The sequence below is a fragment of the Pseudomonas sp. NFPP02 genome (genome assembly GCF_900119355.1).
GTDB classification, from domain to species: Bacteria; Pseudomonadota; Gammaproteobacteria; order Pseudomonadales; family Pseudomonadaceae; genus Aquipseudomonas; species Aquipseudomonas paracarnis.
In genome coordinates, this window is the sequence record NZ_FPJI01000012.1 from 1 (window position 1) to 12865 (window position 12865).

The 12865-nt window shown below is 57.9% G+C and carries 9 protein-coding genes; 4 read left to right on the forward strand and 5 right to left on the reverse strand.

Features of this window, described 5'->3' with window-relative positions; genetic code table 11:
* The first annotated feature begins 593 nt into the window (after positions 1–593).
* From rhtA to BT204_RS20160, 4 genes are all read left to right on the forward strand, one after another.
* On the forward strand, positions 594–1481 hold the full coding sequence (gene rhtA / locus BT204_RS20145; RefSeq protein ID WP_038449645.1) for a threonine/homoserine exporter RhtA: 888 nt from the start codon (positions 594–596) through the stop codon (positions 1479–1481).
* 163 nt (positions 1482–1644) lie between these two features.
* Positions 1645–1926, forward strand: a complete 282-nt coding sequence (locus BT204_RS20150) for a hypothetical protein (RefSeq protein WP_003190182.1) — start codon at positions 1645–1647, stop codon at positions 1924–1926.
* A gap of 98 nt (positions 1927–2024) precedes the next feature.
* The gene (locus BT204_RS20155) at positions 2025–2756 is read left to right on the forward strand and encodes an SDR family oxidoreductase (protein WP_014717823.1); all 732 of its coding nucleotides are present in this window, start codon (positions 2025–2027) and stop codon (positions 2754–2756) included.
* A 34-nt stretch (positions 2757–2790) separates the two neighbouring features.
* Positions 2791–3381 (forward strand): 2-hydroxychromene-2-carboxylate isomerase, encoded by a 591-nt coding sequence (locus BT204_RS20160; protein WP_072448074.1) that lies wholly within the window; start codon positions 2791–2793, stop codon positions 3379–3381.
* Positions 3382–3419: 38 nt separating this feature from the next.
* Here the strand turns inward: BT204_RS20160 and BT204_RS20165 are convergent, their stop codons facing one another.
* From BT204_RS20165 to BT204_RS20185, 5 genes are all read right to left on the reverse strand, one after another.
* Positions 3420–5228 carry an aminopeptidase P family protein gene (locus BT204_RS20165; protein ID WP_072448076.1) on the reverse strand — a complete coding sequence of 603 codons (1809 nt, stop codon included), beginning with the start codon at positions 5226–5228 and terminating at the stop codon, positions 3420–3422.
* 49 nt (positions 5229–5277) lie between these two features.
* Positions 5278–6438, reverse strand: a complete 1161-nt coding sequence (locus tag BT204_RS20170) for a cysteine desulfurase family protein (RefSeq protein WP_072448078.1) — start codon at positions 6436–6438, stop codon at positions 5278–5280.
* A 236-nt stretch (positions 6439–6674) separates the two neighbouring features.
* A complete protein-coding gene (locus BT204_RS20175) occupies positions 6675–8045 on the reverse strand; it encodes a DUF1552 domain-containing protein (RefSeq protein ID WP_072448080.1) in 1371 nt (456 codons plus the stop codon).
* 2 nt (positions 8046–8047) lie between these two features.
* A complete protein-coding gene (locus BT204_RS20180; RefSeq protein WP_239695923.1) occupies positions 8048–12124 on the reverse strand; it encodes a DUF1592 domain-containing protein in 4077 nt (1358 codons plus the stop codon).
* A 385-nt stretch (positions 12125–12509) separates the two neighbouring features.
* Complete coding sequence (locus BT204_RS20185) at positions 12510–12779, reverse strand: hypothetical protein (RefSeq protein ID WP_072448082.1); 270 nt, start codon at positions 12777–12779, stop codon at positions 12510–12512.
* Between the last annotated feature and the right edge of the window lie 86 nt (positions 12780–12865).

The window sequence follows — 12865 nt, forward strand, 5'->3', positions numbered from 1 at the left end:
GGTTACATCTTTGATTTCTCGCGGAGTAACTTGTGATGCTGATAATCTTGTTGACTATCAGTCTGACTCCACAAGCACCCACACGAATTGCTTGATTCAGTTGTTAAAGAGCGGTTGGTTAAGATCTTTCATCTCAACCGAGGCGCGCATTCTACAGCAGCCTCATTTGCTGTCAAGTGGTTATTTTCAGAAGTTTTCGAAGATTTCTTCAACAACTTCAACCACTTGCGCTTGCGATCTCTCGTAAGCGGGAGGCGAATTCTACAGCGTTACACACTGCTGTCAACACCTCTTTTTCAACTTCCTTTTGGCTTCGATGAACTGAAGCAACTTGCTGCCGAAAACTGCATAACTCATTGTTTACCAAGGAGTTTTCCGTTTCGACTGCGCCGGAAGTGGGGCGAATTATAGGCTTCCAGAATCTGCCGTCAACACAATTATTCGGTTTTTCTATCAAATACCTCAAAAACCCGATGCTCCCACTATATAGATAGCTACAAGGCAGCATTTGAGCAATATATTGCTCATTCGTCGACAGTTAAGCATCATAGCGCCTCGTATTTATCGATCATGACTTCGGAAGAACTACCGCAATGACCACCCCACCTCGCAGCCTGGCATCCGCATTGTTTCCGATCGGCCTGCTATTGATCGCCATGGCGTCCATCCAATCCGGTGCGTCATTGGCCAAAAGCATGTTTCCTATTGTTGGCGCACAAGGCACCACTGCTCTGCGTTTGATTTTCGCCAGTGTGATCATGCTGGTGCTATTACGCCCATGGCGCGCCACGCTGACGGCCAAGTCCTTGCGCACGGTGATCATTTACGGGATGGCGCTGGGCGGCATGAACTTCCTCTTCTATATGTCCCTTCGTACCGTACCGCTGGGGATTGCCGTAGCACTCGAATTCACAGGCCCGCTTGCCGTCGCTATCTATGCCTCGCGCAGAGCTGTCGACTTCCTGTGGATTGCCCTGGCGATCATCGGCCTGCTGCTGTTGATTCCGATGGGCGAGGCCAGTAGCGGTATCGACTGGGTCGGCGCGGCTTACGCACTGGGCGCAGGCGGATGCTGGGCCCTCTATATTTTATTCGGCCAAAAGGCTGGGAACGACAATGGTGTTCAGACCGCTGCACTCGGCGTGATGATTGCGGCCCTGTTCGTCGCACCGATCGGCATCGTGCATGCGGGCGCCGCGCTGCTGACGCCCGCCCTGATCCCTATCGCCATTGGCGTCGCAATTCTGTCCACCGCCTTGCCCTACACCTTGGAGATGGTCGCACTGACTCGCCTTCCCGCTCGCACATTCGGCACGTTGATGAGTATAGAACCGGCGTTCGGCGCCCTCTCCGGCCTGTTCTTTCTGCATGAGCATTTATCCCTGGCCCAATGGCTGGCCATCACCTGCATTATCCTGGCTAGCGTAGGCGCGACGTTGACGATGCGCAACGAATCCAAACCACTGGTGCCTGCCGACTGATCATCTTTAAAGCCAGCTCTGGTATTTGCCGCTCATTTAGGCCATGTTTAGGCCGTAACCGAATGTCATTCATGGAGAATTTCGACACGGACAGCATGAACGCTTCGCTCGAGAGCGAGTAAAGCGGCTCTGTTCTTTTGCAGGGCGGCTATTAAGGATGGGAATGAAACGAATTTTGATACTGTTGCTGGTTGTGGGCATCGCTGGCTGTGCTGCAACCACAAAAACAGAAGTGAAACGGGGTAAAAAAGGGCTGCATATCAACTGTTCAGGCCTGTCCTCCTCCTGGGACCAGTGCTACACCAGTGCAGCCAACTCATGCGGTGCCAAGGGCTACCGGGTGATAGCCAAATCCGGCGATAACTCCGAAGAGCCTGGGGACTATCCCTTCGGCCTCAACCCAGCCGGCTATACCAGCCGCAGTATGATCGTCATCTGCAAATAGCTGCCCGAGCAGTCTTTCCTGACTGCTCATCTTAAATTCAGGCCAGTTGCGGCACGAAGGCTAAACTCCTGCTCGACCATCGAACCAATGGAGTTCCCATGCCGCACAACAAGAAAATCGTATTAGTAGTGGGTGCCGGTGACGCGACCGGCGGCGCCATAGCCAAACGTTTTGCCCGCGAAGGCTACATCGCCTGCGTCACCCGTCGCAGCGCTGACAAACTGCAGCCCCTGGTGGACAGCATTCAATTGGCAGGCGGTGAAGCCCATGGTTTTGCCTGTGATGCCCGCAAAGAAGAAGACGTGATCGCGCTAGTCGAGCAAATCGAAACCGAGCTGGGGCCTATTGAAGCGTTCGTCTTCAACATCGGCGCCAATGTGCCGTGCAGCATTCTGGAAGAAACCGCACGCAAGTACTTCAAGATCTGGGAGATGGCGTGCTTCTCCGGTTTCCTGAACGCACGGGAAGTCGCCAAGCGCATGGTCACGCGTAACCGCGGCACTATCCTGTTCACCGGCGCCACCGCCGGCTTGCGCGGAAGCGCGGGGTTTGCCGCCTTCGCTGGCGCCAAGCATGGGATACGCGCCCTGGCACAAAGCATGGCGCGGGAGTTAGGCCCGATGAACATCCATGTCGCCCATGTGGTGGTCGACGGTGCAATCGATACCGACTTCATTCGCGAGAACTTCCCGCAAAAATACGCCCTCAAGGATCAGGACGCCCTCCTCAACCCGGACCATATTGCCGACAACTACTGGTTCCTCCATCGCCAGCCACGGGACGCCTGGACGTTCGAACTGGACCTGCGCCCCTGGAACGAAACCTGGTGACTCCCTCTATAACAATAAGTAGTGAGTACAGACCATGAGTAAAACCCTGGAGTTCTTCTTTGATCTCGGCAGCCCCGCCACTTACCTGGCCTATACCCAGTTGCCGGCGCTGTGCGCCAAAACGGGCGCACAGGTGGTGTATCAACCGATGCTGTTGGGTGGTGTATTCAAGGCCACGGGCAATGCCTCGCCGATCATGGTGCCCGCCAAGGGGCGCTACATGCTCGATGACCTGGCGCGTTACGCCAAACGCTACAACGTGCCGCTCAGGTTCAACCCGCACTTTCCCATCAATACCTTGGTGCTGATGCGCGCCGTCACCGGCATTCAAATCCACCAGCCTGAGCGTTTCCTCGACTTCATCGACTGCCTGTTCCGCGCACTCTGGGTGGAAGGCCGTCACCTGGGCGACCCAGAGGTCGTGGCCAATGTGCTCACCAAACAGGGGTTCGATCCCGAGCAGGTACTGGCCCTGTCCAATGACGCAGCCGTCAAGGACGCTCTCAAGGACAAAACCGAACAAGCCATTAAACGCGGCGTGTTCGGCGCTCCCAGTTTCTTTGTAGGAAACCAGCTGTTCTTCGGCCAGGACCGTCTGGACTTTGTGCGTGAAGCCCTCAGCTAGATGTTGATTGCGGCCGGCAATGCCTTGGCCGCAACCGATCAAATCGCCGCAGTGCGCACCTGCAACCATTCAAGCGCTGCACCCTTGAGCAGCGGGCTCAAACGCTCACGCACCTGGGCGTGATACGCGTTGAACCATTCGCGCTCATCCGCCGTCAGCAACGACGGCTCCAGGCAGCGGGTATCAATCGGGCACAGGGTCAGGGTTTCGAACTTGAGAAATTCGCCAAACTCGGTCTTGCCCGCTTCACGGTTCAACACCAGGTTCTCAATGCGCACGCCCCAACGGCCAGGGCGATAAGTACCCGGCTCAATTGAAGTGATCATCCCTGGCTGCATCGCCGTTTGTGGCGCCGCAGCAGCCTGATAGGCAATCACCTGCGGGCCTTCATGCACGTTGAGGAAATAACCTACGCCATGGCCTGTGCCGTGACCGTAGTCGACGCCTTCTGCCCAGATCGGCGCACGGGCAATGGCATCCAGCAACGGTGAAAGAATGCCCTTGGGGAACTGCGCACGGGACAGAGCAATCACGCCCTTGAGCACTCGCGTGCAATCGCGTTTCTGCTCCTCACTCGGTGTACCGACAGGCACCATCCGCGTGATGTCCGTGGTTCCGCCCAGGTACTGGCCGCCGGAGTCGATCAAAAGCAAGCCATCACCTTCGATCAGCGCATGCTCTTCTTCGGTGGCGTGGTAATGCGGCATCGCGCCGTTGGCATTGAAAGCGGCAATGGTGTTGAAACTCAGCGATACATAGCCGGGGCGGCGGGTACGCGCAGCGGTCAGGTGCTCGTCAATCGTCAGTTCGGTAATGCGTTCACGGCCCAGGGCGCTATCGAGCCAGGCAAAGAATTCACACAGCGCCGCCCCATCCTGCTCCATGGCTTGGCGGATATGTTCCGCGTCCGCCAGGCTCTTGCGGGATTTGGCTAGTGTGGTGGGGTTGAGGCTTTCAACCAGCTTGACGCCCGCGTCGAGGTTTTCCAGCAAGCCGGCGGTGACGCGGGCGGGGTCTACTTGCAAGCTTGCGCCCGCCGGTACCGCTCGCAGCGCTTGCGCCACCTCGCTGTAATCACGCAGGGTCACGCCATCCTGCTCAAGCACCACCCGCAGTTGCGCATCGACCTTGCCCAACGCCACAAACAAAGTGGCCTGTTGCTGATTGATCAAGGCAAAGGACACAAACACCGGATTGAACGAAACATCAGCGCCGCGCAGGTTGAATAGCCAGGCGATGTCATCCAGCGTCGCGATGAAATGCCAATCGGCGCCCTTGTCTTTCAAACTGGCGCGCAAGGCGGCCAGTTTCTCGCCACGACTGACGGTGGCTTGGGGCGGCAGATGCTGATAGATCGGCTGGTTCGGCAACGCCGGGCGGTCTTGCCAGACTTCATCGAGCACATCGATATCGGTACGCAGACGCGCGCCACGCTCGGCCAACTTGCCACCCAGGGTACGTGCCGAGGCCACGGCCATGACCGCACCGTCCACCGCCACCACGCCACCCTCAGGGGTTTGCTCGGCCAGCCACTCCAACGGTCCAGGCTGACCCGGTTGCAGCTTCACCAACTCGATACCGCTGCCCTTGAGCTCCTTGGTCGCCTGTTCCCAATACCGGCTATCCGCCCAGACCCCGGCAAACTCCGCCGTGACGATCAGGGTGCCCACCGAACCATGAAACCCGGACAACCACTGGCGCCCTTGCCAGTAACCCGGCAAATACTCGGACAAGTGCGGGTCCGCCGACGGCACCAGCAGGCCGTGAATGCCTTCGCGGCGCATCAGTTCACGGGTATGCGCCAAGCGCTGGGGAACCGTTCCATGGGTCAAAGGCTGCGTACTCATTGTGTCTCCTGCTAACCACTAATAATTGTTATGTATTGCAAATGAAGTATCAGACAGCCCAGAACGCTGGTGCGCTGGCCTGTACCGTCTTGATCAATTGCACAGCGTCGTCGATATCCCGCTCGGTGGTGAACCGGCCCAGGCTCAAGCGAATAGTGCGACCAGCGCTGCGGGCATCATGCCCCAGGGCCACCAGGACGTGGGACGGTGCATTGCTAGCCGAATTGCACGCTGAAGTCGCCGAAAAGGCAATGCCCGCACTCAAGGCGGCCGCATTGAATTCGCCTTCGCTGAACGTCAGGCTGAGGGTGTGGGGAATACGCTGGGTTGGGCTGCCATTGAGGCGTACTCCGGGAATCGACGCCAACTGCTCCAACAAACGCTCACGCAAGGCCACGATCTGCGCCTTTTCCTCAGCAAAGTACGCCGCCGCCAGAGCGAACGCCGTGCCCATGCCCGCAATCTGATGCGTCGCCAGGGTGCCCGAACGCAAGCCACCTTCGTGGCCGCCGCCATGAATCTGCGCCAACACTTTCTGTTGCGCACGAGGCCCAACGTACAGCGCGCCAATGCCTTTTGGGCCGTAGAGCTTGTGGGCGGAAAAAGACATCAAATCCACCGACCACTGCGCCAGGTCAATGGCAACCTTGCCCGCCCCCTGTGCCGCGTCCACGTGAAACAGCGCGCCCTGCTCACGCACCCGCGCGCCGATAGCCGGAATGTCGTTAAGGGTGCCCAGTTCATTATTGACCAGCATCAAAGACACCAGAAAGGTGTCCTCACGCAATGCCTCACTGACAGCCTGAACGCTGATCAAGCCATCGGCATCGGGCACCAGATAGGTCACAGCCACGCCGGCTTCCTGCAACTGCCGCGCGGTGTCGAGTGTGGCTTTGTGCTCGATCTGGCTGGTGATGATATGCCCACCCGCCAGCCCTCGCGCCTGGGCCACCCCTTTGATCGCAAGGTTGTTGGACTCGGTGGCACCGGAAGTCCAGACAATTTGCTCAGGCTGGGCGCCGACCAATTCGGCTACCTGCCGTCGCGCCTGCTCAACCGTTTGCCGGGCCGCCTGGCCGAATGCATGGGAACTGGACGCAGGGTTGCCAAAATTGGCATTGAAACCCAGGCACTCGACCATCACCTGGATAACTCGCTCATCCACTGGCGTGGTGGCGGCATAGTCGAAATACAACGGACGTTTATTCATGGCGTAAAACTCGCAGAGCGTGTTCCCGAGAGCGGCGTCCCGGGGGCATCGAACAGAACAGAGGTCGTCAGGTTTAACTGATCGAGTGCCATTGAAGAAGAACCACGTGATGTAAATGTGCGTAGGAACGCTCCTGATTTTCAGCTTAACAGGCTCAAAGGCGATTGGGTGCAAATGCAAAAAGCCGAAAAATCCGCCATACGGACTTTTCGGCTTTTAGTGCAGCGCGAGGCGACTCAAACGTTAGTAAACAACCCGCTCACCGGATCGATGTTTCCGTTGTAGGGCACAACGGTTCCGGCTGCCCGGGCGATGGTGGCCCAGATTCGCTGCATATCGACCATTTTATTGCCAATGACCGGGTTGCCTTCTTGTTGACGATCACCCTGGGCCGTGATGTTGAAATAGCGTCCTACGCCATTGCCGCTCTTCAACAACCCGCTGGCCCCGCCCATCAGTACCAGCGGCATATCCTTCGTATGCTCCGGGGCACCATCGGCCATCTCGCTGGTGAATACCACAAGCGTGTGTTCAAGCAGGCTGTCACCCGGCACATCGGGATCGGCATGCTTCGCCAACTCGTCCATGAACAACTTGGCTCGCTGGGTATACCACTGCCGGGATCGTTTCCATACGTCCAGCCCAGCATAACGATGGGCGCAGTCATGGGGGTTGGTCACATTACTGACGTCCAGGATATTGAGCGACTCCGCCGAGCGCCCGACTTGAATCGTCGCTACACGCGTGATGCCACACCCCAGCGCTGTGGCAACCACCTGATGGTGGTGATGCTGTACCTGGTTACGAAATTCCGCAGATTTGAACGGCAACGTTTCCATCTGCAAAGGCGAACATTCGCCAATGGGTGGCAGAGTTTCTTCCATGTCTTTCATGACCTGCTCAACCGAATCAAGCTGCATATCGAGCTTCTGCTTTTGCGCCCCCGCAAGCCTGCCTCGCAGCTCGTTGATATCCGCCAGCACCGGATCAAATACATGCATGTTTCGCACCTGCTGCTCGCGCACCTCACGACTGACCGCGCCAAAGATTTTCTCGTACATCAACACCGGGTCCTGCTCAGGCCTGCGCATTGCGCCGCCATTTTCCGGCCCTTCCCAGGATACCTGCCAGGCGGTCCCGTCAATGCCTGAATGCGGTCCGGCAAAAAGACTCCGCTGGGACGGATCGGTCCCCGGCATATGGCGGCCAAGCAACACATCAATCGACGCCATCTTCTTCTCACGGTCGCGCAACGCCCACGTCCAGCCGTTATGGCCTTCATTGCCAGGGCCCAGAATCGTGCCACGCAGGTACAAGGACTGGTCTTTATAGGCCGCAAGCTCCTGGCTGACCTCGTTGAGCTGGAAGTCGGAAGTGTCCAAAGCTTCGGCAGCGGGATGCCAGAGGCCTCGACCATCACTGGAATAGGCGGTTGCAGAGTCGACTGCCAGGCCATCAGGTACCACAAAGAAAACCACTTTTAACTTGGCCTGCTGGTTTTGCCCGGCCAAGGCCATACGCGCCAGGCCACACTGGGTGAGCGGGCCGAACACACCTACCGCAGCCAGGCCGGCCAGAAAGCGACGACGACTTTTCAAGATATCCATGATCAATCCCTCTGCGTCTTGAATTGGAACGCGTTGGAGGTACCCAGCGTGCGCAGCATCCCTGGTAATGAGCCATTGCCCTTCAGCCCGTCGACCAATGCCTTGACCGTTGCGGAAGTGGACTCGTCGGATTTGTTGCCCGAAGCGAAACGGAAATAGCTATCCGCCATGCAGAACAGAGACGCCGAGTTGTGCGCGATCAGCTTGGAAATACCTCGCACATCGTCGATAGGCACCGCGCCATCAACCCCAATGAACGGACCGGACGCTTTGATCGGCAACTGCACAGGGAACTGCGCGTAGTTATAGGCAGGCTCCTGCTGGCGATAGCGCCCGGCAGCGTCGTAATGCTCCATCGATGCGCCGGTGTCGTTCATGTACTGATGACACTGCCAGCAACGCCCTCCCGAAGCCTGCTCACCATTAATCAGGTCCCAGCGTTCACGGGTACTGATCGCACGCGCAGGGTAGGCCGGCTCTGTGGGCTCGGCTTCGACCGGCGCCCCAAACTCCCGGCAGAAAAGCTGCTCGCGAATGGCAATGCCGCGCTTGACCAGTGAGGTGACCTGATAGTCAGAGGTAGAGGCCTGAAAAAGCCCCAAGTGCAACAAGCCACCCCGTTTCTCATCCACGGCGACTTTGTGCAGCGTGTCACCGGTTACGCCGCCGATACCGTAGTGTTCGGCCAGAGCCTTGTTGAGGAACGTCACACCGGGGTTGAACAGCTCGTCCAACGTCCCCTTGCCGTCGAGCATCACGTGACGGGTCAACAGGGCCTGCTCCTGGGTCATCAACTGGATCATCTGTGCGCTCAGGCCGGGCTTCTCCTGCACCCCGCGCTGAGTCTTGATGTAGTAACTGATGAACCGATTGAACTGCTCAAGCCCGCGCTCACTGCGCATCATCCGGTCTATTTCTGCGCTGATTTGCTGCACTGTCTGCAACTCGTTGCGCTCTGCCTTGGCCAGCAGTTGCGCGTCCGGAGTGGTGCCTTGATAGGTGTAGGACAATGCGGTTGCGGTCTCATAAGGGGTCAGTTTGTAGACCTCGGCCTGCCGTGCGACAGCCTGGCCCAACTCCGAGCGATACAGGAAGTTGGGCGACAACAGCAGCGCAGCGATCAGCGCCCGCTCTCCGTGCTCATCCAACACCGCCTGATAACGCGACAACTCAGACGGGCTCAAAGGACGACGGAACACTTGATAACCCAGGGCACTGACCTCAAGGGTACCGGCAGTGGATTTGAAGCGTTTTACACGTTGAGGTGCCACCTGCTCGGCGATCGACACCGCCATGCCATACAGCTGCTTGACGTCTTCAGCCTGCAGCAGCCCTTTGCTGGCTTCACCTGGGAACTTGAAGTCTTTCTCGGATTTATCTGCCGGCAGCTTCTGGGTATTGACCTCCACGCCGAGTATGTCCTTGACACTGGCCGCGTATTCATCGCGCGTCAGCAAGCGCAACTGGCGCTGACCGTGAGCCTCGTTCGGGCTCAGGTAAGGCGCCCACACCACCTCAAACAAATGCTTGCTGATTTCGGTCGCACAGGTGGTGTCGCAATGCCCGGCCACCGGCATGCTCTGGATTTGCCGCACCAACGCATCCTGGCCAGCACTGCTCCACGCCACCGCCATGCGCAGGTTGTTGAAAAACTCCACCGCGTGGCATTTGGTGCAGGATTCGGCAAGCACTGTTTCGCCCAACTTCGCTTCATGACGGTAACTGATAGGTGTCAGTTGCTCGTCCTGGCTGTCCTCGTTGATACGCAGCGCTACCTGTTCCGGCTGTGGCAGTTCCTGTGGATAAAAGGGATAGATGACCTCGTAATCCCCATAGTCCAGAAGCTCGGTGACACTTTCGCCCCAAGGCACCTGCACCACTTTGGGCTCGGTGCTCGTAGAGCCCTTGAGCTTGAGGGTGAAATGCCAAGTGGAATCCGTTACTGACGCAGGCTTGGGCGGCGCCAACACCGTGATGTTGATATCCAGCTTGATCGGCCGCTCACGGTACTGCATGTTCAACACGTGCTTGTTGTCGTCGGCAGACAAGGTAAGTGAAGTATTGCGCGTCTGTGGAATCCAGTTTTTCACATCATTGAGCCGAACCTGGTAAGTCCCGTAGGGCAAACCCTTGAGCACCAATGCGGCATAACTGTCAGCAGGGTTGAAGGATGCATGGAACTGGCGGGTATTACCGCCCGGCGCAATCAGCGTGCCACTGATCATCTCATTCTCCAGCTCAGGTGCCGGTGCGAGCGCCGGCCGCAGGGTCAACTCTGTGTTCGGCAACCCTGCTGGGTCATAACTGACGCGATAAATCACCCCGGCGACGTCATCGGAGATCAGCAGGCTGTTGTCCGGTAGCGCCAGGAAGTCAGCCGGCCGACCAATGCAGGAGTCGTCCAGGCAATACACATCGAAACGCAGGGGGTCTTGGATAAACCCATTGATCAACGGGATCTGATTGACCACTCGCGTTCCGTCCTGGATCGAGACGAGTCGCACATCCATACCCGGCCGCTCGGCCGTGCCCGCTCCATGCACGGCAACCAGCATATTCTGCGAACGTGTGCGAGCCGGGTAACCACTCCAGAACTTCAGCCCCAGAGGTGCGGTGTTGGTACCCAGCTCGAAAGCGGCAGGCACGTAGTCTTTCGGGTCGATCTGCTGCCGGGACTTATCGGAAACAATCGCTCCCTGAACCAAGGGCGGCTGGATCACCGCCGGGTTGCCAAACTCCTCATCGGTGAAACCCGGCGTGCCTTTGCCAAACAGATAGGGCACACCGAAGTGCTGGTTTGGGCCGCTGATGCGGTTGATTTCGTCGGGGTTGGGGTAGCCCTGGCGGTTGTTGTCGGTGAACCAGATTTCACCGGTCTGCGGGTTCCAGTCGAACCCCACAGAGTTGCGCACCCCTTTTGCAAGAATCTGCGCTTTACCGGTCACGGTGTCATAACGCAGTAACGTGCCGTAACGCGGGTCAGGCGGGATCATGCACAAGTTGCAAGGAATGCCGACGGCGGTGTACAGGCCAGTGTCGGCGGGGTCCAGCGGGTTGAAATGCAAAGGGTGCTTCATATGCCAGAAGCGAGTGCTGGAGCCAGACGCCACGGAAGGCAGAGGAAATGGCGCATCGTCGGCGGGGAATTTGAACACCCGCTCAGGCGAAGGATCCTTGTAATGCGCATCGGCATCGCGCAAACGATAGAGGCCGCCAGTGGTCGAGTAGTACAAATCACCGTCGCGATACACCACACCGTGCGGCTCCTCCAACCCGCTGGCAATCACGTAGATGCCGGTGGGTTTGCCGGCATTGTCCAGGGGCAAGGCATAGATCATATCGGCGATTTTCCCGTCATAGACGTAGGATGGAATCGCACTGGAGCCCACATAGAGCACGTCCTTGCCCATCGCCATCTGCCGAGGCTGTATCAGCCCCTGGGCAAACAATTCAATCTTGACCCCTGGCAGGCCGCTGAGCCTGCCCACCTGCACCGGTGGCCGATACTTCAGGGTGACCGCCTGTTCCTCACCCTCCTCTCGCTGGAAGGAAACGATACGCGGTGTGTTCAAGGGCACAAACCCACCAGCGGGGTTCATCACCAGTTGGTAGTCGCAGGCCTTCAGGTTATCGAGGTGAATGGTTTCGCCGGACTTGGCACTGATCGGGATCTCCTCGGCTTTGCAGCGCAATACGCCAGTGACTACCTGATCGGCCCGCGCCACGCCCGGGGTTGGCTGGCTGATCGGCCCCCGGCCGCTTAACGTGCTGAAGTTCAGGGTCAGACGGTTACCCTGGAAGCCACCGCATTCCCCCAGATCCTTCCAGGCATCGCCCCAAATCTCGACACCATGAGAGGATGGCTGCCCGGGGTTGTAATCGGGCTGGTTGCACCATTGCCAACTGCCCGGCCCGTGCGGCGATTTGTCAGTGTCTTTCCAACATTCAAACTCGTGGGTTTTGTCCTGCTGGTTTTTGTTCTGCACCTGGTCGCCTTGTCCGTAGACGGTCCCAGCTTGGTAGGCAGGTGCCGTACAGGCCGCCGCCGAAACCTCCACACTCAGCAACGCGAAGAACACGCCAGGCAAACTCCAACCACAGCGCGAAACAAGCAAACCCCACCCGATCGACATCCTCATGATCACCAGCCTCAATGGCAGGCCAGGCGTATTTCTATCGAAGAAAGACTGCGCAGTTTCACGATCCCGTCAGAAAGCACCCGGCACGGAGTCACGCGCCGCGAACGGCTGACGCAACCCGAAGTACATTCAATTTGGAATGTCTTGCAATGCTATTCCACAGCGAAACTACGACATGGCACGAAGCCAAAGAGACAGGAAAAATCAGACACTCGACTCAACCATCCGCCTGCATCATGCAGCCGTGATGCGTTGCTAAGGCTAAGTTCTAGCCGACAGATATCAGCTCGTCAAACTGGAAGACGTACCTATCGTCACCCGGCTCTCAACTCGCACGGCCGCTGCGCTGTGCGGCGCGCTGTGCGTTCATTTCAGCCTGCTGATCAAAGCCAAAGGTTTTCTGTGGCTGGCCAGTCAGGGCAGCACGCTGCTGTTGGTATTCATCAAATGACAACCCGCGACGACTCAACGCTTCCAACGCCAACTGTTTGGTTTCTTCTGCCGTGTAAGGGCGCATCTCAGGCGATGGGTGAGTCGCGCACCCGGCGAGAACAGAGATGAAAAACAGTAACGAAATAGCGAATAGACGGTTCATGGCGGCGGTCCTGCTGAGGAGGTTTCGAGTCAATGAACACAGGCTACTCCCGCCCCCCTGCCATGAAAAATCAACGCACGTGATAG

What these genes read in the sequence shown, in the direction of transcription:
- rhtA (WP_038449645.1), top strand. Translation starts at nt 594, where the DNA reads ATGACCACCCCACCTCGCAGCCTGGCATCCGCATTGTTTCCGATCGGC.
- BT204_RS20150 (WP_003190182.1), top strand. Translation starts at nt 1,645, where the DNA reads ATGAAACGAATTTTGATACTGTTGCTGGTTGTGGGCATCGCTGGCTGT.
- BT204_RS20155 (WP_014717823.1), top strand. Translation starts at nt 2,025, where the DNA reads ATGCCGCACAACAAGAAAATCGTATTAGTAGTGGGTGCCGGTGACGCG.
- BT204_RS20160 (WP_072448074.1), top strand. Translation starts at nt 2,791, where the DNA reads ATGAGTAAAACCCTGGAGTTCTTCTTTGATCTCGGCAGCCCCGCCACT.
- BT204_RS20165 (WP_072448076.1), bottom strand. Translation starts at nt 5,228, where the DNA reads ATGAGTACGCAGCCTTTGACCCATGGAACGGTTCCCCAGCGCTTGGCG.
- BT204_RS20170 (WP_072448078.1), bottom strand. Translation starts at nt 6,438, where the DNA reads ATGAATAAACGTCCGTTGTATTTCGACTATGCCGCCACCACGCCAGTG.
- BT204_RS20175 (WP_072448080.1), bottom strand. Translation starts at nt 8,045, where the DNA reads ATGGATATCTTGAAAAGTCGTCGTCGCTTTCTGGCCGGCCTGGCTGCG.
- BT204_RS20185 (WP_072448082.1), bottom strand. Translation starts at nt 12,779, where the DNA reads ATGAACCGTCTATTCGCTATTTCGTTACTGTTTTTCATCTCTGTTCTC.